Source organism: Roseiconus nitratireducens (assembly GCF_008629675.1).
GTDB lineage: Bacteria > Planctomycetota > Planctomycetia > Pirellulales > Pirellulaceae > Stieleria > Stieleria nitratireducens.
The window spans coordinates 55,906-78,478 of record NZ_VWOX01000007.1 but is presented as its reverse complement, the minus strand read 5'-3'; the positions used below and the strand labels follow the sequence as shown (position 1 = coordinate 78,478).

At 59.4% G+C, this 22,573-nt stretch carries 21 protein-coding genes; 9 read left to right on the top strand and 12 right to left on the bottom strand.

Annotation, left to right across the window (positions count from 1 at the left end):
• Positions 1–4: 4 nt before the first annotated feature.
• The 4 genes from FYK55_RS13700 to FYK55_RS13685 all read right to left on the bottom strand — a co-directional run bounded on the left by FYK55_RS13700 (position 5) and on the right by FYK55_RS13685 (position 3,001).
• A complete protein-coding gene (locus tag FYK55_RS13700; protein WP_150076997.1) occupies positions 5–571 on the bottom strand; it encodes a type 1 glutamine amidotransferase domain-containing protein in 567 nt (188 codons plus the stop codon).
• Between the two features lie 72 nt (positions 572–643).
• Entirely contained in the window at positions 644–1,003 is a 360-nt protein-coding gene (locus FYK55_RS13695; protein ID WP_150076996.1) for a cupin domain-containing protein, read from the bottom strand.
• A gap of 85 nt (positions 1,004–1,088) precedes the next feature.
• Positions 1,089–2,105 (bottom strand): NAD(P)-dependent alcohol dehydrogenase, encoded by a 1,017-nt coding sequence (locus FYK55_RS13690; protein ID WP_235908678.1) that lies wholly within the window; start codon positions 2,103–2,105, stop codon positions 1,089–1,091.
• A gap of 233 nt (positions 2,106–2,338) precedes the next feature.
• Positions 2,339–3,001: a class I SAM-dependent methyltransferase gene (locus FYK55_RS13685; RefSeq protein ID WP_161604490.1), complete on the bottom strand. Its 663-nt coding sequence runs from the start codon at positions 2,999–3,001 to the stop codon at positions 2,339–2,341.
• Between the two features lie 947 nt (positions 3,002–3,948).
• On the opposite strand from FYK55_RS13685, the gene FYK55_RS13680 reads away from it, so the two are divergent.
• Positions 3,949–5,553 (top strand): hypothetical protein, encoded by a 1,605-nt coding sequence (locus FYK55_RS13680; protein WP_150076994.1) that lies wholly within the window; start codon positions 3,949–3,951, stop codon positions 5,551–5,553.
• Between the two features lie 130 nt (positions 5,554–5,683).
• Here the strand turns inward: FYK55_RS13680 and FYK55_RS13675 are convergent, their stop codons facing one another.
• From FYK55_RS13675 to FYK55_RS13660, 4 genes are all read right to left on the bottom strand, one after another.
• A complete protein-coding gene (locus FYK55_RS13675; RefSeq protein ID WP_150076993.1) occupies positions 5,684–6,523 on the bottom strand; it encodes an alpha/beta hydrolase in 840 nt (279 codons plus the stop codon).
• 152 nt (positions 6,524–6,675) lie between these two features.
• Entirely contained in the window at positions 6,676–7,545 is an 870-nt protein-coding gene (locus FYK55_RS13670) for an EcsC family protein (protein WP_150076992.1), read from the bottom strand.
• A gap of 233 nt (positions 7,546–7,778) precedes the next feature.
• Complete coding sequence (locus FYK55_RS13665) at positions 7,779–8,864, bottom strand: hypothetical protein (protein WP_150076991.1); 1,086 nt, start codon at positions 8,862–8,864, stop codon at positions 7,779–7,781.
• Positions 8,865–9,082: 218 nt separating this feature from the next.
• Positions 9,083–10,006, bottom strand: a complete 924-nt coding sequence (locus tag FYK55_RS13660) for a YihY/virulence factor BrkB family protein (RefSeq protein ID WP_150076990.1) — start codon at positions 10,004–10,006, stop codon at positions 9,083–9,085.
• Between the two features lie 144 nt (positions 10,007–10,150).
• Between FYK55_RS13660 and FYK55_RS13655 the strand changes: the two genes are divergently transcribed.
• The 3 genes from FYK55_RS13655 to FYK55_RS29100 all read left to right on the top strand — a co-directional run bounded on the left by FYK55_RS13655 (position 10,151) and on the right by FYK55_RS29100 (position 12,776).
• Positions 10,151–10,357 carry a hypothetical protein gene (locus FYK55_RS13655; RefSeq protein WP_150076989.1) on the top strand — a complete coding sequence of 69 codons (207 nt, stop codon included), beginning with the start codon at positions 10,151–10,153 and terminating at the stop codon, positions 10,355–10,357.
• 315 nt (positions 10,358–10,672) lie between these two features.
• Complete coding sequence (locus FYK55_RS13650; protein ID WP_161604489.1) at positions 10,673–11,701, top strand: PDZ domain-containing protein; 1,029 nt, start codon at positions 10,673–10,675, stop codon at positions 11,699–11,701.
• 628 nt (positions 11,702–12,329) lie between these two features.
• Positions 12,330–12,776, top strand: a complete 447-nt coding sequence (locus tag FYK55_RS29100; protein WP_161604488.1) for a DUF4174 domain-containing protein — start codon at positions 12,330–12,332, stop codon at positions 12,774–12,776.
• 67 nt (positions 12,777–12,843) lie between these two features.
• On the opposite strand, the gene FYK55_RS13640 is transcribed toward FYK55_RS29100, so the two are convergent.
• Entirely contained in the window at positions 12,844–13,287 is a 444-nt protein-coding gene (locus FYK55_RS13640; RefSeq protein ID WP_150076986.1) for a DoxX family protein, read from the bottom strand.
• A 599-nt stretch (positions 13,288–13,886) separates the two neighbouring features.
• Between FYK55_RS13640 and wrbA the strand changes: the two genes are divergently transcribed.
• Together wrbA and FYK55_RS13630 are read left to right on the top strand one after the other, a co-directional pair.
• Positions 13,887–14,498, top strand: a complete 612-nt coding sequence (gene wrbA / locus FYK55_RS13635) for an NAD(P)H:quinone oxidoreductase (RefSeq protein WP_150076985.1) — start codon at positions 13,887–13,889, stop codon at positions 14,496–14,498.
• 150 nt (positions 14,499–14,648) lie between these two features.
• Positions 14,649–15,542 (top strand): CHAD domain-containing protein, encoded by an 894-nt coding sequence (locus FYK55_RS13630; RefSeq protein WP_150076984.1) that lies wholly within the window; start codon positions 14,649–14,651, stop codon positions 15,540–15,542.
• A 160-nt stretch (positions 15,543–15,702) separates the two neighbouring features.
• Here the strand turns inward: FYK55_RS13630 and FYK55_RS13625 are convergent, their stop codons facing one another.
• Complete coding sequence (locus tag FYK55_RS13625; RefSeq protein WP_150076983.1) at positions 15,703–15,900, bottom strand: hypothetical protein; 198 nt, start codon at positions 15,898–15,900, stop codon at positions 15,703–15,705.
• A gap of 474 nt (positions 15,901–16,374) precedes the next feature.
• Entirely contained in the window at positions 16,375–17,973 is a 1,599-nt protein-coding gene (locus FYK55_RS13620) for a bifunctional aminoglycoside phosphotransferase/ATP-binding protein (RefSeq protein ID WP_150076982.1), read from the bottom strand.
• Between the two features lie 252 nt (positions 17,974–18,225).
• On the opposite strand from FYK55_RS13620, the gene FYK55_RS13615 reads away from it, so the two are divergent.
• The 3 genes from FYK55_RS13615 to FYK55_RS13605 all read left to right on the top strand — a co-directional run bounded on the left by FYK55_RS13615 (position 18,226) and on the right by FYK55_RS13605 (position 21,645).
• Entirely contained in the window at positions 18,226–18,636 is a 411-nt protein-coding gene (locus FYK55_RS13615; RefSeq protein ID WP_150076981.1) for a response regulator, read from the top strand.
• Positions 18,637–18,829: 193 nt separating this feature from the next.
• On the top strand, positions 18,830–19,495 hold the full coding sequence (locus tag FYK55_RS13610) for a hypothetical protein (RefSeq protein ID WP_150076980.1): 666 nt from the start codon (positions 18,830–18,832) through the stop codon (positions 19,493–19,495).
• A gap of 542 nt (positions 19,496–20,037) precedes the next feature.
• Entirely contained in the window at positions 20,038–21,645 is a 1,608-nt protein-coding gene (locus tag FYK55_RS13605) for a vitamin K epoxide reductase family protein (RefSeq protein WP_235908677.1), read from the top strand.
• A gap of 71 nt (positions 21,646–21,716) precedes the next feature.
• Here the strand turns inward: FYK55_RS13605 and FYK55_RS13600 are convergent, their stop codons facing one another.
• The gene (locus FYK55_RS13600; RefSeq protein WP_150076979.1) at positions 21,717–22,499 is read right to left on the bottom strand and encodes a hypothetical protein; all 783 of its coding nucleotides are present in this window, start codon (positions 22,497–22,499) and stop codon (positions 21,717–21,719) included.
• Positions 22,500–22,573 lie beyond the last annotated feature (74 nt).

Genomic DNA, 22,573 nt, shown 5'->3' with positions numbered 1-22,573 from the left:
CGCATCACACGGTCTGTTTGGCGTGTTTTCCCTCGGCGAACTCTTCAATCGCCTTGGCACAAAATGCGTCCAAGTCGCCCGGATTGCGACTGGTTACCAATCCGGAATCGCAGACACACTCCTTGTCCACCCACTTGGCGCCCGCATTGATCAGATCGGTCTTCACACTCGGCCAGGAAGTCACCTGCCGGCCTTCGACAACACCTGCTTCGATCAACGTCCATGGGCCGTGACAGATTGCTGCAACCGGTTTGTGTTGTTTGAAAAAGTCCCGAACGAATTGCACCGCGTCTTCGTTCGTCCGCAAAGTATCCGGGTTGGCGACGCCACCGGGTAGCACCAATCCTTGAAACGACTCTGCTGAAACATCGTCCACGGTTTCGTCGACCGCGAACCTGTCGGCCTTCTCGTCGTGGTTCATGCCCTGGATCTCCCCTTTTTTGAGAGAAACCAGGACGACTTCCGCCCCGGCCTTTCTGATCGCTTCCCAGGGAGCCGTCAGCTCCACTTGCTCAAAGCCGTCGGTTGCCAAGAATGCGATGCGTTTTCCACTTAGATCATGTTTCGCCATGTCAAACTCCGTCGTGTTTATCGTTTCATTCAAAAGAATACTTCAGTATTGATGACGCTAAATCCGCGCCGTCTATTGGATGCCAGAACCTTCGGCATCAGCGGCCTGGTCGCGAGACTGAAACCTTGCCGGTGGGCTGGTGGCCTCGACCGCCACGATGTCCTCAATCACGCGGTACTGGTGATTCGCACCGGCCGGTACCAGCCAGGAGTCTCCCGGATTGACGATCGCGGATTCGCCATCCAACTGAACTTCCAATTTCCCGCTGACCAGGTAGCCAACGGTTTCGTAAGCGCGAGGTGGTGAATCGCAGTTTTGCCCGCTCGATTCCCGCCACCGGCGAAGCGAAACCGACTTACCGGTTGCCAACAGCTGTTGACCCATCTCGCCTCGCTTGGCGTCATCAGGGCCGACGATTTGTGGGATATCCATCTGCAATGCCTCTTCGGGAATGCGTGTGTCAAAGAAGACGCTTCAGATCAAGAGCGCCCGGTCGTCGGCAATCGTCAAAGCGTGATCAATCCGCCTGGTTGACCAGAACGATCTTGCCGCGGTCCACACCGTTTTCGATGCGACGGTGCGCTTCCACTGCATCTTGCATTCCGTACCGGTGGTCCAAAGTCACCTTTAGCTGACCGGATTCGTACAGGCTGATGAGAAACCGTTGATCGTCCCCGCACGGCTTGACCAGGATGACCTTCGCCTGGCGGGCCTGCGGCCAGGTCAACACCGATGTGACGATCCCCTTCAAATCAGGCTCGGTTGAAACGTATCGACCACGGGGCGTCAGCACCTTCCGCACGCGTCGAAAGCTCGCTTTTCCGGCAGCGTCAAAAACCAAGTCCCACGTTCGACCGGATTCGGTAAAGTCCTGCCGCTGGTAGTCAATGAATCGATCGGCCCCAAGCGACAAACAGAAGGCTTCGTTGTCGCCGCTGGCGACTGCGTCGACGTGGCATCCTGCGGCCTTGGCAATCTGCACGGCGAACATCCCCACACCGCCACTGGCCCCGTTGATCAAGAGATGCTGCCCGGCCTTCATTCGACCGTGGTCGCGAAGCGCCTGCAGTGCGGTGGACCCCGCCAGCGGGATGGCAGCCGCCACGTCAAAGGGCATCGAATCGGGAATTCGCGCTGCCGACGCGATCGCGCAGGTGGCAAAGTCGGCGCAGGCGCCACCGCGAATCCGATCCAAATGCGCCATCACGCGATCGCCAACCCGAAAGGGCGTGTCAGCGGAACTATCGGCGACGGTCCCGGCGACATCGTATCCGGGAATGCGCGGAAACCCACCCGGCAGAAGGTACTTCATCTCACCCCGCCGCAACCGATAGTCGATGGGATTGACGCTCGCAGCCGCGACTCGAATGAGGATCTGCCCGGGCAGGCGCTGCGGAATCGGCCGTGTCGCGCGGTGCAGGACATCCGGCGATCCGTAGTCGTCGTAGACGATGGCATTCATCGTGCCCTGGGGCACAGCATTCGTCGCGCTGGTGCGCGGGTCGTCGTGGCTGATCGCGGTACTGGGGCTCATAAGATCGTCCACTGTGCGTGTTGGAAGCGACAACTAATCAAAGCCGCAACCGCCGTTCCATTGCCGGTGTATTTGCGGTCCAGCCAGCAGCTTCCTCCGACAGCCGGACCAATTTACTGGGATGGGGCCAGTCCGAGATGGCGTCTCGCGAGCCACCGGCTGGTGCGAAGAGGCCGGCTGCTACCGCCACGCGGCTCACCCAAAGTTGCGCTGTCGATCTAAAAAATGCAAAATCAACTTTCGACGACGGTTCGCGGCAGTTCTGGCGACCAGGGGGTCGTTGACGACTTGGTCCAGCTGTACACCCGCAGGGGAGGCACATTGAACCAGACCCGGCGAGACAGACTGCGGCCGAAGAATGGCCTCGCAAATTCGCAAACGCGATCCCTGAGCTGATACGCGATGAACTTGCCGCCGACGGGCAGCAGTTGATGAATCCCGCGCATCAACTCGATCGCGATCGGCGCCGAGAGACGGGAAAAGGGAATCCCGGAAACGATCACGTCGGGAAACCGAATGCCGTGCTCAGCAGCGATTTGCGGAAGGTGCACGGCGTCGCCATGCCAAACGTCCAGCCGCGGATCAGAAATATCGTGCAGCGTATCGATGAAGTACTCGGTTTTCTCGACGGCCAGCAATCGACTGTGTGCCGGCATGGAGTCCAGCAACGCCGACGTTGTCTCGCCCGTGCCTGGTCCCAATTCGATCACGCAACCGGCCGACCGGATGCAATCCCGGTGGCTTAACTGCCGTCGCAACCGCTCCGAACTGGGATAGATCGACGCGACGTCTTGCGGCCGGCGCATCCAAGCCTTCAGGAACGTCCAACGATCTCGGACGGCGTCTCCGGAAGACTCCGAGGGGCGACCTGACGGTTGCCGCGATGGCATGGTCATCTGCTCGTCGTTCCTTTGACGAGGCTCTTTGAAGCCAGAGGGCAACATGTCAATCATCAGCGAAATCGCTCCTAAAGGGAACGGCTCCACCAGGGAGCCGGAATATACGGTGAACGAGTGTCTGGCTAACGCGTCGGGCCGCATCGATGATTTCACCGATCCATCGCTCCGCTGGTCACACCGCATGAGGTGGTCGTGCCGATGCAACTGCCCTCGATATTAGCTGGACGGCCCCACTTTCGGTGAGCCGCGAGGCGCTAGCCGCGGGTTCTCTCGCCTCAACCGGCGGCTAGCGCCTTGCCGCTCATGTCGCCGCAATTCACGGTGTTTTTGATTAAAAGTCGCGCCGTCCAGTTAGGCTCTGTCTGAAAACCAGCTGCGATGGCCGCTTCTTCACGTCCAACGCTTTCACGCACTGCTCAGCACGCTGTGTGCCATCGACAGGATTTGCACGTCGAATTCGCTGCCACCGCGATTCGCGCCAAGCATGGTGGGCCGCCGCCACGCTAACTTTCGCGCGGCATTTCGGGCCAGCCACCGCGGGAAGTCCAGCACACGATGCGAATGAAAGTATCTTCATGTCGGCGTGGAAGCGGTCGCGGACGCGTCCTCTTCAATGGCACGAAGTTGCACGATTTGCCTGGCAAAGTTTGCAGCCCTCCAATCTGCCACCGCCGCGGGGGAATTCATTCATCGCTGGGACCGCTTGTGGCGCGAGATTCGCTCCATCCAGATTTGACCGGCGTTCTCCCCGGGCTTGACGCAGTCAACCCATTCCGACCCGTCAATTCTTCCGGAGGATGTCCGCTTACAGGATGCCCGACGATGGCCGTCAAGGCTGCAGCGTGAGCGATGAAAAGCCACAGGTGACCGGAAAGGGTCAGCTGCGGGCGAAGCTCTCGCGGCAAGTCGGGATCATCAGACAAACACCCCTACCGAGTCGTCTCATGCCCAAGAACAGAATTGTCACCTGCGTCACGCTGTATTTCATCTTATGCGTCGCCTTTATTGCGGTCGTCCACGGCGAGGGACCGCCCGATGCCAATCCCCTTGCCACGGCCGCCCAACTGGATCAGGCCAAAGTCCAGCAAGCCGAGAACGAGCAGGCTCGGATCGATCGCAAGGAACAAACCGAACAGCGAAACGCACAAGCCGACACCAATCAACCGAACGCCGTTCAACCAGTCATCACCGACGGCGATCAAGCTCAACCGAAACCTGAAGCCCCACTGCGGTCCGAAACCACGCTGGCTGATAGCGGAACGGGGGAAGAGTCGGTCGCTGGTGCCAACTTGCCAAACGGGCAGCCCTCACAAATCAGCGACTGGGCGCTCTCAGGAGTTTTGTGGAGCGACGCCAGCCTCGTGAAGAAACTGGCCATCCAGGCTGCACGTGAGACCGAACAAGAAAGCACCCGGAAATCTCTCCGCGAGCTGGCTGATACTTCGGACGACCTGATTGATGCGATGGAAAAGTTCGGCTGGCACCAGGTGCAACGCCAAACCGATGCCCAGCCGGCACGAAGCGAGACAACGGAGACGTCCCGCGGGTCGAGCGCGGATGATGAGCAGGCCCTGCCGTCGCCGGAAGCAGTCGGAAATGAACTTGCCAAGAAACTGGGACCCAAACGCGACGGGCCTTCTGCGGCGTCGTCGTCACAGCCACCCGCGGGTGAGGCCCGTGAACGCGCCGCCGACTCGCGAATGCGTCGGTCGGCTGCCGGCGGATTGAGCCGGCTTGATACTCAAACCCCAGCCGGCGTGGATGACCCGGGCATCGATGACGAACTGACCCGCGAGCGAAGCGAGTTGGACATCGAGCAGTACCGCGTCGACGACGTTGTCGACGAACGACCGGCCGAAGCGAGAAACCTGGCCGACGCCGTCGAGGATGGGACGGAGAAGGCCATTGCGGCCGCCGCCAGCCGACGTGGGTTGAATCGCCCCGCGGGTGCCCGAATTAGCAGGCGGGAGGTCCAGACACGTTCGGCAACTCTCCCTTATTCCATCGATTCGATTTACGACTCCGATGACTACGATCCCGACGCCGACTACGACATTGACAACCCGCTGGGAACCCGAAGCGTGAATCCCGAGAGCGCCGAGTTCGGTGACGGAGATGACGACGTCAACACGCGAAATCCCGCCCGCATCATCGACGGCGAAGATGAATTGACCGCCGACATCGCTCGGGCAAATGACGCCGCGACGACCCGCCCCAGCACCGGATCAGCTCGCGCCGAATCAGCCCCTGCCCGATCTGGACGTTCGATGTCGCAGCAAACACCAACCAACCGTTTGCGCAACACCACCGCGATCGACCGGTTCACAACGGAAGACGAAACGCTCGCACGCGATGCCAACTGGGTTCAGTTTCATCTGGACGCGAATCAGTTGCGATGGCAGTTGATTCGGCAAAATGGCGTCAATGCGGACGCGCTCACCGACGCCATCGAGCGCTTGCGCATCCATGCGCAATTGGTTCGGCTGTCGACGACCAGTGACCAGCTGCAAAACATCGCAACCAAGATCCCGGCGGAGTTCCAATTCTAAGGTTGGATCACGACTGATAGATTCTTGTCCCCACTCATGCGTTGCTGTTTGCGATGGGCACCGCGTGAGTGGGACATCGAACCGTTGGCTTGGCTGATCGAAAGGGATCGGCCAAGCCATTCTTATTGATTCACGTTGGGTTGGTGTGCTGAATCCAATCCAGCAGCGTCTGATAAACCTGGTCCCGCTCTTCCTCTAACAACAGATTATGGCGAAGTCCGGCGAAAACTTGACGTCGACAGGTTTCTCCGGCCGCATCGGCGAATTGCTGATTGGAAGCGGCGTGACAAAGTTCGTCTTCTTCACCGATCAACATCAAAACGCGGGTTCGTAAACGGTCTGCGTTTTCTAATAACCAGTGTCCCGACGACACCAGTGGTCCGGCAATTCCGAGCGCCAGCTGGTTGTGCACCAGCGGGTCATCGGCAAGATCTTGCAACACATCCGTGTCTTGAGTCAGTTCGGTCGGCTCGATCGACGCGGAAAGACGAAAATGCGGGATCAACTTTCCCGTCAGCCATGCGGCAAAGGCCTGGGGCTTAGTCGGGGGATCCGGCGGCAAGATCATCGGGTTGGTCACGACAGCGCAGTCGACTTGCGAATCATCACGCTCGATCAAGTTCCGGAGCAGCAAGTTCGCCCCCATGCTGTGCCCCAGAGCCGCCAGCCGCGACCGCTTCCAACGCTGTCTCGCCACATCGAATGCCACGCTGATATCGTCCACCAAGGTCTGAAACGACGGCGCATCACCTCGTCGGCCCGGACTTTTCCCGTGACCATGTTGGTCGTAGGCAAATGTCGCATAACCGTGCTCCGCCATCCGGGCTCCGAAGTCCGCGTAGTAACCGCTGTGCTCCCCCAGCCCGTGAACCACCACAAACACACGGTCACTGTCGGAATCACCCCAGGTTCGGCAGTGCAAACCGCGTCCGTCGGGAGTTTCGATCACGTCATTTGGAAGCACTTTCATTCCTCAGATACCGCGGAGTTTCATCGCATGACTTTCAGGGGCGGGGGCTGCAACCCAACCGAGAATTGCCGTTACCCGCCGCGTTCCGATCCCTGCCTTATCTCAAGAGCCAGCCAAGCTTGACTGAACCATCAAAGGCAACTGACCAGGGATCAAACGTCCAGAGAATCGTACGCTTGTCGTACAGCCGCTTGACCGAATTCTCGCTCCAACCGCCGGATCGTGAAGTGGGCTCGGGCCAAGTCCTGGTAGTGATCGATGAAGTAGCTGTTGATCAGGGCCCCGCCAAAGGCACCGATCACGGGGACGGCTTGGGCCGTCAGCTTTTGACTGACCACCACGCCAAATCGTTTCCCAATCTCGCCGATCAGTCGAATCAATGGCGGCGCTGTGGCATCGACCACGCCGTTTTTCACCACGTACTTTGAAGCCGCGGAGATCTGCTTCGCCATGGCGGCACGCACGGCGAAGTATCCGATTTCGGTATCGTCATGAATCTCCCCGGGCGTCTCCCCGCCGTCACCGCCGTCGCTCGACTCTGCACTTCTCCCGGGGTCGAACGCAAAGACCTCCAGACATGCCAATCGGGACTCCAGCTCCCGCAGATCTTCACCCTGGCTGCGAGCAATGTCAGCCACGCTGCGAAGGATCAACACGGTGGAAACAGGCAACTCGGCCGCCACGCTGGCACCGCCGAAGGCTCCGCCGGCCGCTCCGCTGAGCCCCGCCAGAACCTTGTGACGCAACAGCTTGGGAGTCCCCGCGCCACCGGGATCGTCCCGCAACGTTTTCAAAGCGACTTCCAGGGCCACCTCCAACGATTTGTCGATCACGCGATACAGTGCCGATTCCGCGACTCCGGGCAGCAGCTTGATGGAAGCCGTGATCGGTGCCCCCACCAACTCCGTCAAGCGGTCGGCAATTCCCTGGGTTTCCAATGTTGCCTTGGCTTCACGCAATTCTTCAACGGCCTCAGCGGGCAGGGAGTCGTCAATCAGGGAACCATGATGATTGGTCGTCATACGATTTCTTGCGGGGGCAACGGGGAAGCAGGTTTCAGGCGAAAACTGAGACGTGGTGCGTGGCGTCGTTCATTCGATTCACGCCAGAGCAACAGGTGTACCACATCGGCGCGAGGGGTGGTCTTCATCGGCGGCGGGCGTTTAGGTGGCGGCACAAAAAAACGGCTCGGGCAAACCGAGCCGTTCATGAAAATCCTGTTTCGCGGCAGCCTTCGACTACCGCAAATGAAGAATCAGCGTTCGATCTGGGTCTTGTTCTCACCCTTGGTGACTTGGCGGGCCATCAGGACGACTCGGTCCTTGACCTTCGCGGGAACGCCTTGAACAGTCAGATTCTGACCTTCCTTGACCTTCAGCTTGGACTGATCCGCGGGACCCAAGTCCACCATCATCGTCTTGCCATTCTTTGTGTTGACCTTGGCAAGTTGATGTTCATCGCCGTGGATGCTGACCGTCTTCAGTTTCTCGACCTTCCCCTTGAACTTCTGTCCGTTGCGATCGATTTCCAAACTTCCGTCCGCCATCTTTGCGTCGGTCGCGATAAACAGATCCTTATCGCCGACTTTGACCGTGTGACCATTGACGGTCAGCTGATCGCCCTGAGCAAGCTTCTTGACACCTTTCTTCGGTCCCAAATCGACCGTGGTCATCGCTCCATCCTTTCCCTTGACCATTGCGACCAAGTGCTGGCGATCACGCACGGAGACGGTCTTGGTCTTTTCCACCGTACCGACAACTTCCGTCGGCTTGGACTTCATCTGCTTCTGGCGGTTCTGCGCCTTCGACTTTTCCTGCTGCTGGTTACCAGCGTCCGTGTTCAACGTGTAGTAATCGAATTCTTCATACACGCCGTCGCCGTCGGTGTCACTGTAGTACGCGTAGCTGTCATACAACCCGTCATCATCCGTGTCGTTGTAGATGCTGTAGTAATTGCGCTGGTTGACGTCTGAAGTCCCCCAGTTGTGATACCCGTCGTCATAGTAGTCGTAAAACCAGTCGTCGTTGGTGTTGTTCTGGTTCTGAGCGTACCCGTAGTCGCCCCTGCTGCCGGCATCATTATCCCGGTCGGTGCTGGTCGCGTTCTCGGAGAATTCGAAGGTCTCATTGTCCCAGCGACCGATGGCTTCATCGGTCGGGTTGTAGTCGTTTCCGTCGAACCACTCGCTGATGTCATACCAGGCGTCGTCTTCGTAGTAGGGCGTGTTTTCGCCGAATTCATCGGCGGCGCTCGCGATCGCGCCAGACATCCCAAAAGCGGCGGCCAGCGTCGCGGCCAATGCCATTCGCTTTTTCACAGTTTGCTTGATTGCCATCTTCATTGAACATCTCCTTTGCTTGGGGAAAGAGCGACGCATTCCGATGGGTGGATGCAAGACGCGTCGCCACATCACACCACTGAAGGGTTGCAATCGACATACCAGTCCGCCAGAAGGGCGTCGCAAGTCATTTCCTGCCCACTACTTGCGCGGTCATCCGCCAACTTGTGGTGATGACGCACAACGCCGATATCAAACAGAGATGCCAGTCTTCCGGGATGCTACCCCTGAGATGCCTTGGGCTTTCGCAACGTTTCGACCACGCGCACGGCGTCCGCTTCCGGCTCCACTCCACCACCGTATTGGATTGCGTACACCTGGGTCGCCTCCGCCCCGAGCAAGACGATGATCGCGGTGTAGTAGACCCACACCAGCAACACGGCAAACGACGCGGCGGCGGCACCCAACTGGGCACCAGGTTCCGAATAGGCGAAGTACTTTTGCATCGCGAATCGCCCAACCAGAAACAACACGGTCGTGATCAATGCGCCCACGGTGACGTCTGACCACCGGACTTTCGCATCGGGCATGAAGCGGAAGATGGCGGCGAAAATGACGAAGACCACCAGAGCCTGAACCAGATAATTGACGACGGAAGCCGTGGACCCGCTGAATCCGACCAGACCCTCCAGCTGTGACCCGACCGACGCCAACACGGAAGAAACCACCAAAGACACGAGCAGCAAGAATCCCAAGGCGAGAATCATGGCAAACGACAGTAACCGCTTGGTGATCAGATTGAGAATCCCGCTCTGCTCCGGGTCCGGTTTCACATTCCAAACTCGATTGAGTGACGCCTGCAGTGCGGCGACGACCCCCGTGGCACCGGCAACGATCCCGGCCAAGCTGATGAGCGTTTTCCACCACCTCCCCTGTTGCTGCTGGTGGTTCTCCAGAATGGTTGCTATCTGTTCACTGGCCGATGAGTTCCCGATCATTTCCGCCGCATGATTCTGGAGCACTGACTGAGCCCTCTGCTGAGCCTGGTCGGAGTCGTAGAACACCGACAAACCAAACGTCAGTATCGTCAACAGCAGGTACAGCAGGGGTGGCAACGCAAAGGCCGTGTAGTAGGCCAAAGCCGCCGCGAGCGTTGTGCACTCGTCGCTGGAAAACTCGGAAAACAGTCGCTTGAGAAACTTCATGATTTCGAAGGGTGAGGTGATGAACGAGTTCTGAAAAGTTCGACGGATCTCACTCCGCCCCATCTCGAAGGCACGCTGGTCGAGGATACGCTGGCCGGCGAACATGATCCCTGCGAACCGACAATTTGCGATGCAAAGGGTGCAATGTTCGATGCAAAAGGTGCAATGTGCGATGCAAGCGGAACAGCCATCCCAGCACACAAGGGCATCGGTTCATTTATTCCGATGATAATTCTCGGGCGGGTAATTCTCGGGGCGACGCAAATGGTGTACCGCAACCCAAGCGTCGATCGGGCCGCTCGCTCCGCTTTCTCACCGCGCACGCGCGAGCGAGCAACGATCGGCGATTGACCCACCGGACCGCCGATCGCCCAGCAGCGTCGGCCGGCACACGGGTCCATGGATCAGCATGCAAGTTCATCGCGGATCGCCCTCACCTCACCCTTGCTGCCCCTCTGCGCTGATTCAGCATGCGGTATTCGCACGCGTCGCAAATTCGTATCAGCGCACTTGAACGTGATGATGGCGTGGCATCGGCCGAGAGGCATCAATTTGGCGCGCGAGATGCAACCACCACGGATCCAACTCTGCGGCCGAATCAGAACCGGGTATTCGGTGGATTTGGCTGCTAAAAACTCCTCCCCCCGAAGAGACACAGGTAAGCAAATGAAGACCACGACCCCACTTCGCAGAATCTGTTGCGGCATCTCTGGCACGTCAGCAGCAGTGCTGTTGGCGATGACCGTTTCAACCGCCGCCGCTCAGGATTCCGTTCGCGATCGGCTCAGCCCCGGAAACGGATCAGACTACCTGGGTAATGAAAGCCAAAACGCTGATGGGACGATTTTCAACGAGACCATCACGCCGCCGGCAGCAGACCAGGCTTGGTATCGCAACAGCGACGGACGGTTCTATTATCAGGACGGCCAAGGCAATTCGATCTACGAAGATCAGATTTATGGTCCGCGCCAAACTGGGCAGAATGCGGGCCAAGGACAACGGTTGCGTCTGGGAGTTGCTCTGCAAGACGCACAAGATGGGATTCGCATTCGCGGTATCCGCCGCGGTAGTGCCGCCGAACGTGCCGGCTTGCAAGCTGGTGACGTGATCACGGCAATGCGTGGCCAACGTGTTTCGTCGGCGTCGCAATTCACTCGTTCGGTACTGGCAGAACAGCCGGGAACTGAACTGCCATTGACCATCATGCGTGATGGGCAGTCGCAAGAGATCCAGGCCACGCTCGGTGGCGGTTCGGATCGCGTGAGCGTTTCCAGACCGGCGATGAACGATGATGCGTCCGCCGAAAGCGGCTTGCGTCAGCAGGTCGAACAACTGCAACAGCAGGTAAACCAGATGCAGCAAGATCTGCGGGAGCTGCAAGGCAATCGAAGTGGATCGGAAAGTGAGTCCGCCAATGGTCCCGAATCGGCCGACCGGTCCGCAGATGGGAACGCCAGCGAGACATCCGCACAGCAGAATGAAGCCCGTGCGAGCGAGCGAGCCGCGGCAAATGCGAACGATGCCGCAGAAAACGCATCGGAAGCTGCCGAGGACACTGTAGAAGAGGCGTCAGACGAGGTGAACCGCAATGCTTCGTCAGCTGCATCGGAGGCCCGTGAAGCAGCGAGCGACGCAGCAGACTCGGCTGCTGACGCCGCAAATGACGCTGCCGAAGCCGTCTCTGATCAACAGTAGCCACATCCGGTGATCCAATGTCACTCATCGCGTGGTCAGTCAGCTGACCACGCGATTTTTATGCGCGTCGCTGCCATGTTGACGTGCCTTAATTGAAGCATGCTATTGCCTGCGGCACGACAAATGCACCACCAAAAACGTTGACCCCGATCCTTCTGAATCAAGGCTTCCCGTCCGAAAGAATCTCAGGAGCCATCCGATGAGCTACCTCATGTCCGCGACCTCCGTCGCGACGTTCGCCATGTCGTCTCTGTCCGTTTTCACCCGGAGTGGAGAAAGGTACAGGTCGGAAAAAGAGGATCGCAGTCCGCGGCCCCTTCGAGCACTGTTGCGTCAGGAATCTGCCACCGTCGAAATCCGAGGCCGGATCACGGTCAGGCCGGCGAAGTGGTTCGGTGGCCCATCCGAAGCAACCATCTCGGCCAACGGGTTGACATTTCGTCTAGATTCTCGCGGCGATCGTCCGCTCGCGCGTCGACTGGCTTCGATCAACGGAATGGAGGCCGTCGTTCAAGGGCAGTTGTTTGCCGACGATTCGTCCAGATCAAACGCGTCGCTGGTGATTCGGGTCAATCGGGCGCGACCGACTGTGGGATCGTGCCACTCACCTGAGCAGGAGTCCGGACCGATGAACAAGCCTCCCCTGGATGCAACCGACTTTCAGATCAAGGATTTGAAGTGGAAGCGCCGACCGTTACTCATCTTCGCTCCCCGAGAGGATTCTCGTCCCCTAGGAGCCCAAACAGGCAGCCTCGCAAACCAGGCCGACAGCGTGCGGGAACGCGACATGACCGTCATCCGCGTGATTGGTGGCGACGCAGCATGGTTGGGCGAGACCAAACTCTCTGAGACCACCGCAAAGTCTCTGCGATCACTCTATGACGTGCCCACCGGTCCATTTCAAGTGATCCTGGTCGGCAAAGACGGCACCGTCAAATTGCGCTCCGACGAGCCGGTGTGTCCCGATCGTCTGTTCGAATTCATTGACGCCATGCCGATGCGCCAGCGCGAAATGATGCGTCAGAAGCAATTCTCGCTTCCGGACGCGGCGGCTCAACAACAATCTCAACAGTGACTCCCCGGCGATGCCGCCGCGATTTCTCAGAGCGGCCGCCCCGACTTCCATTCGCAGCTGTCACGGTTCACGCCAGTATTCCGCGTCCGGCCCGGAGTGCGTATCGTCCCGGACCCAGGAGAGCGACGGCCACAGCCCCCATCAGATAAAGCATCTGCAGTTCGATCGCCCACTCGCCATGCTCGCCCAGCGTGAACATCTCCCCGGCGTGCCCCAACAGGATTGCGACGACCATATTGAAGGCAAAAATCAACGCAGAGATCCGCGTCAGGACGCCTGCGATCATGAACAGTGGGGCAATGACTTCACCAACGTACACGCCCCAAGCGAACACCGATGGCAAGCCGGCCTGATCTAACATGGATTCGATGCCGCCGATTCCGCCGGTCACCTTGGAATATCCGTGAAACAACATCAGGCCGGCAAGGGTCACTCTTAAGATCAGCTTTCCCGCATCATCGCCGATGCCAGGTTTGGAGACGGTGAATCCATCGGGGGCGGTATCGGTCATCGGTCCAGGTTTCTTCGTGGTGGATACTTTTCAGCTCACACAGACTGCAGGTCCGACGCCGACTTGGCGGGGCTGACGCCGACGCAGCGGGCTGAGATTTTGTCGACAGCATAGGGATGCGTGAAGCCCGCTTCTGTCCGCCACCGGACGGGGCGAAGCGGCCCTCGATCCTCTCGAATCGAGATTCCGCGGCGGAGCACAAAACTGGCAACTCCCGTGGTATCTTGCCTGAAACCAATGATACGTCCCGATGGTTCCAGATTGTGCGGGTCCTTGCGGCCAGACATGATCTGAACGGCTAGCTGGACAGCGCCGCTTTCAATCCAAAAACACCGTGATTTGCAGTGCAATGAGCGGCAAGGCGCTGGCCGCCGGTTGAGGCGAGATTACCCGCGGCTAGCGACAAGCGGCTCACCCAAAGTCGCGCTGCCGAACTAGTCGACTGGTAAAGATACGAAATGATGATCCGAGGGCATTCGCTTCGGATCCCGATCCGCCGACGCGTCGACCAGACGCTCGCGCGGACGGATGAGGGTTTTAGACACGACCCGGCACGCTTGACTTTCTCAATCTCACTCCACCTCACGAGTATTCCGACGATGAAAATCCATGTCGTTTTTTACAGTTTGTATGGTCATGTCCATCAACTCGCCGAAGCCGTCGCCGAGGGAGCCCGTGGGGTTGAGGGTGCCCAGGTAAACGTGTTCCAAGTGCCAGAAACCCTCCCGGACGACATCATCGCAAAGATGGGAGCGACCGAATCGAAGAAAAGCTTCGCCGACGTTCCGATTATCGAAACGAAGCAGCTGGCCGAGGCTGACGCCATCCTGTTTGGAACGCCAACGCGTTTTGGCAACATGGCCGCTCAGATGCGAGCCTTCTTGGATGCCACCGGTGGAATCTGGAAGTCTGGAGGGTTGGTGGGAAAGATTGGCAGTGTCTTTGCGTCGACGGGCACCCAGCACGGCGGGCAGGAAACGACGATCACGAGTTTTCACACAACCTTGCTGCACCATGGGATGGTGATCGTCGGTGTCCCTTACACTTGTGAAGGGTTGACGAAAATGGACCAAATCACCGGCGGTACTCCCTATGGCGCCACCACGCTGGCCGATGCAGATGGCTCCCGGGCCGTCAGCGAAAACGAACTAGATATTGCCCGATTCCAAGGTCGGCACGTGGCCCAATTAACAAAGAAGCTGGTCGGATAGGTAGCCGTTCCGCAGGCGGACACGGCCCGGTTCCGCCGGCCCGGTTTCGCCGATCCCGTTCCAGCTGGGACGCGTGGACGGCGTGACAGCGTTTCCTCCTGCGAAATCGCAGCCAACTGCCTGACCCATTGAAGCCGGTGGAGTCCTCTCATGGCATTTCGAATCAAGCGTGGTGAATCCTCCCAGGACGCCCTGCGACGGATTGCCTGCGAACAAATCGACAAAGGAATCGCGGAAGTCGACGATGATGAATTGAACGTTCACGATACCGTGCACCAGGTTCGGAAACGTTGCAAAAAGCTACGTGGACTGCTTCGATTGTTTCGCCCCAGCCTTGGGAAAATCTACGACCAGGAAAACGTGACGTTCCGTGACGCCGCAAGGTCTCTGTCGGCGATCCGGGACGCTGCTTCGGTCTTGGGCACCTACGATGGGCTGCTGGATCATTACGCTTCTCAAGTCCACCGGCCGGCGTTCGCGTCGATTCGCAGGACGCTGACATCGCAACTGCGTGAGCTGGATGAACAGGAAACGGAACAACGGCTCAAGGCATTCCGCGCCATCTTTGTTGAAACACGCCAGCGCGCCGCGAGCTGGAAGCTGGACGACCACGGATTCCAGGCGATCCGTGGCGGATTGAAAAAAACGTACGGACGAGCCCGCGACCGGTTGGATGACGTCCGCGATGATCCGACGGTCGAGCAGTTGCATCAGCTTCGAAAACGATGCAAGTACCACTGGTATCACATCCGACTTCTCAAGCCCGTTTGGCCCGCGATGCTGTCGCGTCACGCTTCGCAGCTGAGCGACTTGGCGGATCTGCTGGGGGACGACCACGACTTGGCTATCTTTCGCGGCATGGTGTCCAGCGATCCGGAGACCTTCGGGTCCGCCGAAGATATCCAAGCGTTGAACGGGCTGATCGATCAACGCCGCAAGCGTTTGCAGCGTCAAGCGATTCCGCTTGCCGGGCGATTACTCGCCGAAACCCCCGAACAGCTCGCCGACCGGCTGGCGACCTACTGGAAGATCAGCCGGAAATGAAACGTTGCGGAACCCCGAATCGTTGCGGGCTCCGGCCGGAATGAACCATCCGCCAGCATCCAGTGAGCCCCAGCAGCATCCAGTGAGCCCCAGCAGCATCCAGTGAGCCCAGTTTCAGTGCACGCGATCGCTGAACTGATCGCTAAACCAATGGCTGGTTCTACCGGTCGCCTTCGGGCTGATCCCAGAAGTAAGTCGGCCACAACAGGGAGCGGACGGCTCCCGACATGGTCGCCAATGCGAGGGAAGAAACCAGCGAGAACGTGACGACGGCCAAAGTCATCGAGCAATTGAGCAGCGAGACGGCCGTCGCGGAGAAGTCCAAAAGTGCAAATCCGAAGCCTACCAGTCGAGACATCGCAACACTCCTTTTAACGGGCCCAGCGAGAGCAAAAGAACGCACGGCGGGGTTGCAAATGATGTACCAGCCAACGCATGTTCGACACGAACGCGTGTTGGACCGCCAACCTCGCAACAGACCGCCTGGCAAGTCGTCCGCTGACCGGCCACCCCGTTGCGGCCGGTTGATCTCGCCGCAATCTCCATGCTATCGCACGCATGCCGCAGCGGCCAGAAAATTATCCGGTGCGGCGGCCCGCCTGGCGACAGCCGGCGGACATCCGCACCGCCAACAGTCGTGTGGTTTCCGACGGCGAGGGAATGATTTCAAACTTCTGAACCGAATCATCGCCATTGCTTGAATGCCCCAAAAGGAGGCATTGGTGACCGATGACGCACAGGATGCTCGCAATCGTGCTCGGCGGCACGCCCATTGAATGAACGTGGCACGATGCAGTGAGGCATCTCGGCCGCCCCCAACCGCACGCATCGGTCAGCGGCCGATCGAAACCCGGCCCAGGACGTCTTTGATCCTTTGAAGCTGCGTCTGCTGGTCGACCGTTGTATCGATTTCGATGCACTCGAGCTCGGATGGCACCAGTTCAATCAGCTCACGCTGCTGATGGAAAACTTCGACGTTCGCATCCGACGGGGACGTCCCCTCGTTGGCTCGCGCTTCGATTCGCTCGATCGCAACTTCTCCTGGGCAAACACAGTTGACGACGACCACGCGGCCGCCCTCGCGATGCAACCGTTCGGCGGCCTGGTGCAGGGGACTGGCCTGCAAATGTGTCCCGTCGAGCACGACGGATTCTCCATCGCCCAGACGTTCGACACCTTGGTCGTACATGCTCTCATACACCTTCCGACGGGCGGTCTGATCATAGGACGGGTCCTTGCCAACCGCTTGACCGCCCTTGCGAATCTGATCGGTCGAAAGATGTGTGGCGCCAATTTGGTCGGCAAGTGCCGAGGCGAACGTCGTCTTCCCTGTGCCGCTGAGTCCGCGGACGATGATGGCCAAGGGCGATGCGAACTGGCGTGCATAGCCGTCGGCGAGATGGAGGTACTTCCCCGCCCGGTCGATCGCTTGTTGCCGATCAGATCCCTCAGCCTGGTCAATTCGCAACACCTCCACCTTCGCCCGGACGCACGCGCGATACGCTCGGTAGAAATCCAACAGCGCGTCTTCGGGAACGTCGTGCAGTCCCGCGCAGCAACCTTCCAAAACCTGTTGGCCGATCTCGGGCGCCCCCAGCATTTCGCAGGTGATCGCAAAAAAGCACAACTCATCTGCGATGTCGATCAAACGCAATTCACGGCTGAATTCAATGCCATCAATCACCACCGGGGGTTTGGTCAGATACAAGTGCTCGGCCCGCAGGTCACCATGTCCCTCGACAATCCGGCCCTGGGTGACACGTCGGTCCAGCAGATCGCCGTGAAGGAAAAGGAACTGTCGTTGCGCCGCGTGCACCCGTCGAACCAACGGAGAATGGAAGCGGTGCCCCGGCGATTCCAATTCACTTTGATTGTCCAAGACGTGCTGCAGGACGCGAGAGTGATAGGAATCCACGTGGACCGGTTCGAGCGACGCATAAAAATTGGTCAGCAGTGCGACGGTGGCATCGACATCGTTTTGATTCCAGGAACGCTGCCGAATCATGTTCGATAAACAGCGGTCGTCGGGCAACCGTTTCATCTTCACCATCCATTCCAGCGGCGGCACGTTGGAATCAATCTGCCAACGCCCCTGGTCGTCGTGCCCGACCGCGACCACGCCCTGGTAGACATCCGGGGCGAGCCGTCGATTCAATGCCACTTCGGCTTGGCAAGCCTGCAATCGTTTTTGGAGCGTGGAATAATCGAGGAAGCCGAAGTCGACGGGCTTCTTCAGTTTGTAGACCACGTCGTCGCTCAGAAAGAGCGTCGAGATATGGGTTTCGATCACTTCCGGCGGCTGCCGCTGGGGGTACAGGTCCGCCGAACGCATCGCTCGGACAGCCTGTTCGCTCCATTCCTGTTGGCTCCGATTCTCGGACGGCTGCCCGGGTGCGAGGTTTGGCGAGCTGGCTGCTGAATGTGCTGACATGACGCTCTCCGTTATGCGGGTGATACCATTGCATGATACGCAACCGGCCGGGGCAGAAGAAAGCTTCCCCCGCGATCAAAAGTGATGCGGAAAGCTGGACGGCGACACCCTTCGTTTTCTCGCCGGCTCGGATCCGTTTGCGCCGCTCGCCTGGCCGTGCGGAACACGTTGGGAGACGAAAGAATTCAAGCACCTTAAAAGATCTGGCATGAACGTTGCGTTAATTCCGAAATCCAATCGGAGCTCCAACGCATGTGCCAACAAGTCCCCTCGCCGCAACATTCTTCGCTGAAGGTACTGGTCGTTGATGATACACGCCTGCTTCGTTGGTCGATGACGCGTCTGCTGGAACAGCTGGGGCACCGATGCTGGACGGCGACAAACGGTTACGAAGGTTGGCAAGTCGCAAAATCATGTCGGCCGGACTTGGTGGTAACCGATCTCGAAATGCCCATCTGGAACGGGTTCAAGTTGATTCGAGCGTTGAGAAACGGTTCGCCCGGTGATTTGGGACGCGTTCCGGTGATTGTTTGCAGTTCACGCCGAGACAACTTGCACCTGTTGCACGCAATGGAATTGGGCGCCGACGCCTTCGTCACCAAGCCGCTCCGCGTGTTTGAATTGAAGCTCGCGATCGAGAACTCACGACCTTCGACAGGTTGACCGCTGGAGACGCGTCCCGTTGGCAGGGATTCGGGGCGGTCGGGACGCTTCCGCTCAAGAGCCGCCTCACCCCGCGTGCGCCCCCGGTGGCCCGCGTGCGCCCCCGGTGGAACGGGTCGCCCAATTCGATACAACAGATCTGACGTCGGGGTTCGCCGGCATCACCCTCTCCCTCTCCGCGTCGAATCTGAACATGACCGGCAACGGTACCCGCGAGGATCGCATCGGACGGATCATCCTGGTGCCCGGCCTGTTCGAGCCGCGGGTGGCGTTTGCTCCGCTTCGACACCGGCTGCGAAGAAACTGCCGGCGGGTCGAATACTTCCCGGACCGCGTCGCTTTTCGCTCCTTGGAGCAGAGTGTGCAGCGGATGATCAATCTGATCCGGCCGACCGACGACGACGATGCCATTGGGATCGTCACGCACAGCTTTGGCGATTGGGTGACTCGGCAGGCGCTGGCAAGATCCGAGGACCATGCGGTCACCCGGCTGGTGTCCGTCGCGCCGGTGATGCGTTCCGGTTTGATTCCGATTGCTCTGCACGCTTGTTCCGGAAACTTGATCCCGGAGATTCGCGTGATGATGGACTCAAGCCAGGCCGCGGCAAATCTTGATTGCGGCCGGACCGCTGGCGGGGGCGACCGTGTGAAGCGACTTGTCATCTGGGCCAAAGCCGACGAGAGCGTCCGGCCGGTGTCTCTGGAGCACTTGTCCGGAATCCGTGTCGAACGCGTCGCTGCGACTCACCTGACCGTCATCATCCAACCGAACGTTCTCAAAATGATTGAACGATTCTTGTTTCCAGACGGCATTCCAGACCGCCGGCAGCTTCAAGACGGAGAGAATCCTTCCCATTAGCTGGACGGCATTACGTTCGGTCAAAAACACCGTGATTTGCAGTGCCATGAGCGGCAAGGCGCTAGCCGCCGGTTGAGGCGAGAAAACCCGCGGCTAGCGCCACGCGGCTCACCCAAGGTAACGCTGTCCGGATGTGCAGAGACGAAACTCGATTTTCGTTTACTGCGTGCTAGAATGTTCAGACGCCGGAGTACCCCGGCCCCCGCCGCTTCAGCAACCGGTTGGCCGTTCCGCCCGCAGAGATGCGTTCGGCATCCAAGCATCGGAACCGATCGCGTGGAAGTTGAGCGTCGGTCGTCACCATCCCGGGGCAGATCCCCATGGAGACGGATGGACGTCGCCGAACCAGCGTGAGCCATCTGCGGCCAACCCCTCTTGCCTGAAAGGAACAATCCGAAGCAGGTGAGATTCCGCGGATGGGCGTTCGGTACCCGGGGAACACCAAAACAAGACCTTTGTTCGTGATTGGCACGCGGACTGCGTACCAGTGCGAAATTCGAGTTCGCAACATGACTTTCGCACGCTGGTTTCGGAGCCTTTTCATGTCCACCGCCGACTTTCATCGCCCCACCGCCGGGGCCACTGCTCGACCGCATTCCGGTCTGGGTTCCGGTGATGCCGTCCGCCAGGGGAGTTCAAGCCTGGGTGGTGTATCGTCCAAGGCCTGGTGGATCATGCTGATCTGCAGCACGCTGGCGTTGGCAAGCAGTTGCTATCTCGCGTGGGCTTCGTTCACGTCGTCCTCGGTGGCCGGATGTGGTCAGGTCAGCGTCTTCGACTGCGATCACGTGCTGCACAGCCGTTGGGCGTCGGTGCTTTCCGTTCCGGTCAGTGTGCCTGCAATCGCGATGCACGCGCTGGTGATCGTGATGCTGCTGTCTCGGCCGGCCAATCCGCAATTGGAGCGTTGGCGATGGTCCGCAGTCGGATTCGCCGCGTTTGCTGCCGGTTCGGCCGCCCTGTGGTTTGTCGGTTTGCAGGTGTTCTGGCTCCAGCACCTGTGCCCGTATTGCTTGGTCGCCCACACCGGCGGACTGATCCTGGCGATCGTCTTTCTGTCGCAGCGTCCGCTGACGCGGGGACGGATTTCGATGGTCGCCCTGGTCGCGATCGCATCCACCCTCGGATTGATCACGACGCAAGTCATGGCCACGCCCCCACCGACGTACGAAGTGATCCAACACTCTGCGATGCCAGCGACCACGGGTGACGACACCTTTGACTTTGCGGCGCCGGGACACGGCAGCATTGATGCATCGTCCGGCAGTCAGACGCCCGCCGGTTCCGATATCTTTGAGGCCCCGGGGACGTTCGAGGCGCCTGCTGAGGAAACTCCCAGCGTGGAAGCTTCCGGAGAGCCGACGGGCGAACGAGAGGCTCCGGTCTTTGAAGCCCCGGTTACCGAACCCGCACCTGTTCCGAATACCGCCGCCGATCTGTCCGCCATGTTGAATGGACTGGAGAGCGCGATCTCATCAGGCGGCCGACTGGTGGCTGCGACCATGCACCCGGCACTGTTGCTCTCCGGTGAAGTCGAAGCCGGTGAAGTCGAAGCGGGCGAATCGGCCCCGCAGCGGCGAATGGTGCGGGTGCTGAACCAGATCCAGTTGGCGACGTCCGACTGGCCCCTGGTGGGGAATCCGGATGCCGAAATGGTTTTTGTCGAACTGTTCGATTACACCTGCCCGCATTGCCAACGGACCCACAAGTCCTTGGAAGGGGCTCGCCGCACGTTTGGGGACCGGTTGGCCATCATGACGCTTCCGTTGCCGCTGGATGCCCAGTGCAATCCAACCGTCCGTTCGACGGCGGCCAAGCACCGGGAAGCATGCGAGATTGCAAAATTGGCGATCGCGGTTTGGCGGGTGGACCGAAGCCAATTTGAACCGTTCCACAATTACCTGTTCGACAGCAAAGCCGGCTACGCCCAAGCGCGCCGCCACGCGGCGACACTGGTTGACGAGGCGAAACTGGTGGAAACGCTGAACAGCAGCTTGCCTGGCGAGTACATCAGCAAGCACGTCACGCTGTATCAAAAAGCGGGCTCCGGAACGATCCCCAAGCTGATGTTCCCGAAGACCACCACCGTCGGTGCCGTGGAATCCACCGACGCGATGGTCCGGCTGATCAATCAGAACTTGACGCCCTGATTGATCTCACCTGATTGATCTCACGTCACCGATCCTGCCGGCCTCTGCCGGCATTGGTCGCTGACGCAGTTTCAGCGATTGATACCGATCGAGAACACGGGACCGGAGAGCGAGACGTCGCCCAAGGTTTCTGGATCGATCGCGAAGGGAAAGTATGTATCGGTCCCGTAGACCTGGTGTTCCCACGTCACGTTGGCAAAGCAGTTGCCAAAACGTGTCGGTCGCGCGTACTCGACGCCCAGCTTGAATTCGCTGATATCGACGTAGGTATCTTCCAGGGTGCTCGTTGCGATCGGAGCGAAATCGGTCTCGCCGTACAACACGCTGTAGCGGAATCCTGCCAGCAGTCCCAGGTTGCCCAGCAATTGACGACGCACTTCGCCGCCCAACGTCATGCCGGCACCGTCGAAGTTCATGGGGTTGGGTTCGCCGAAGTCACTGCCGTCCAGTTCGATGGAGCCCCACCGCACGCCACCGAAGCCGGTCAGGTCCCAGGAGTGGATGCACGTGTCGACGGTCGCTTCGATGTCATAGATCTCAAAGTCCTGTTCCCGCGTCCGTCCCAGATAGCGCTGCGACTGTTCCCACTGAAAAATCCGGGCACGCAGCCCCACACCGTTGGCGGCTTCGTAGCCAAACCAGAACCGTCCGGACCCGTTCATTCCCAAATCGGGAAAGTAGTCATCGAAGTTTCCGGCGTCAGAATCGCCCCCCGCGCCCTGTTGGGCATGCAACCGAAAGAGCGTCAGTTCAGCCCCGCCAACGAAGCCGGCGGAACCGTCCTGTGCGTGGACCGGGGCGACCGCTCCCAGCACCAACATCGTTGCCAACATTTGCGATGCAATCCATCTCATGCCACTTCCTCCTTGAAAGGGCGTCCGTGGCTTGCCCCCACCACGCTGCGACCCGCCTGAACCCTGCCCGTTCT

What these genes read in the sequence shown, in the direction of transcription:
- FYK55_RS13700 (WP_150076997.1), bottom strand. Translation starts at nt 571, where the DNA reads ATGGCGAAACATGATCTAAGTGGAAAACGCATCGCATTCTTGGCAACC.
- FYK55_RS13695 (WP_150076996.1), bottom strand. Translation starts at nt 1,003, where the DNA reads ATGGATATCCCACAAATCGTCGGCCCTGATGACGCCAAGCGAGGCGAG.
- FYK55_RS13690 (WP_235908678.1), bottom strand. Translation starts at nt 2,105, where the DNA reads ATGAGCCCCAGTACCGCGATCAGCCACGACGACCCGCGCACCAGCGCG.
- FYK55_RS13685 (WP_161604490.1), bottom strand. Translation starts at nt 3,001, where the DNA reads ATGACCATGCCATCGCGGCAACCGTCAGGTCGCCCCTCGGAGTCTTCC.
- FYK55_RS13680 (WP_150076994.1), top strand. Translation starts at nt 3,949, where the DNA reads ATGCCCAAGAACAGAATTGTCACCTGCGTCACGCTGTATTTCATCTTA.
- FYK55_RS13675 (WP_150076993.1), bottom strand. Translation starts at nt 6,523, where the DNA reads ATGAAAGTGCTTCCAAATGACGTGATCGAAACTCCCGACGGACGCGGT.
- FYK55_RS13670 (WP_150076992.1), bottom strand. Translation starts at nt 7,545, where the DNA reads ATGACGACCAATCATCATGGTTCCCTGATTGACGACTCCCTGCCCGCT.
- FYK55_RS13665 (WP_150076991.1), bottom strand. Translation starts at nt 8,864, where the DNA reads ATGAAGATGGCAATCAAGCAAACTGTGAAAAAGCGAATGGCATTGGCC.
- FYK55_RS13660 (WP_150076990.1), bottom strand. Translation starts at nt 10,006, where the DNA reads ATGAAGTTTCTCAAGCGACTGTTTTCCGAGTTTTCCAGCGACGAGTGC.
- FYK55_RS13655 (WP_150076989.1), top strand. Translation starts at nt 10,151, where the DNA reads ATGTTCGATGCAAAAGGTGCAATGTGCGATGCAAGCGGAACAGCCATC.
- FYK55_RS13650 (WP_161604489.1), top strand. Translation starts at nt 10,673, where the DNA reads ATGAAGACCACGACCCCACTTCGCAGAATCTGTTGCGGCATCTCTGGC.
- FYK55_RS29100 (WP_161604488.1), top strand. Translation starts at nt 12,330, where the DNA reads ATGAACAAGCCTCCCCTGGATGCAACCGACTTTCAGATCAAGGATTTG.
- FYK55_RS13640 (WP_150076986.1), bottom strand. Translation starts at nt 13,287, where the DNA reads ATGACCGATACCGCCCCCGATGGATTCACCGTCTCCAAACCTGGCATC.
- wrbA (WP_150076985.1), top strand. Translation starts at nt 13,887, where the DNA reads ATGAAAATCCATGTCGTTTTTTACAGTTTGTATGGTCATGTCCATCAA.
- FYK55_RS13630 (WP_150076984.1), top strand. Translation starts at nt 14,649, where the DNA reads ATGGCATTTCGAATCAAGCGTGGTGAATCCTCCCAGGACGCCCTGCGA.
- FYK55_RS13625 (WP_150076983.1), bottom strand. Translation starts at nt 15,900, where the DNA reads ATGTCTCGACTGGTAGGCTTCGGATTTGCACTTTTGGACTTCTCCGCG.
- FYK55_RS13620 (WP_150076982.1), bottom strand. Translation starts at nt 17,973, where the DNA reads ATGTCAGCACATTCAGCAGCCAGCTCGCCAAACCTCGCACCCGGGCAG.
- FYK55_RS13615 (WP_150076981.1), top strand. Translation starts at nt 18,226, where the DNA reads ATGTGCCAACAAGTCCCCTCGCCGCAACATTCTTCGCTGAAGGTACTG.
- FYK55_RS13610 (WP_150076980.1), top strand. Translation starts at nt 18,830, where the DNA reads ATGACCGGCAACGGTACCCGCGAGGATCGCATCGGACGGATCATCCTG.
- FYK55_RS13605 (WP_235908677.1), top strand. Translation starts at nt 20,038, where the DNA reads ATGTCCACCGCCGACTTTCATCGCCCCACCGCCGGGGCCACTGCTCGA.
- FYK55_RS13600 (WP_150076979.1), bottom strand. Translation starts at nt 22,499, where the DNA reads ATGAGATGGATTGCATCGCAAATGTTGGCAACGATGTTGGTGCTGGGA.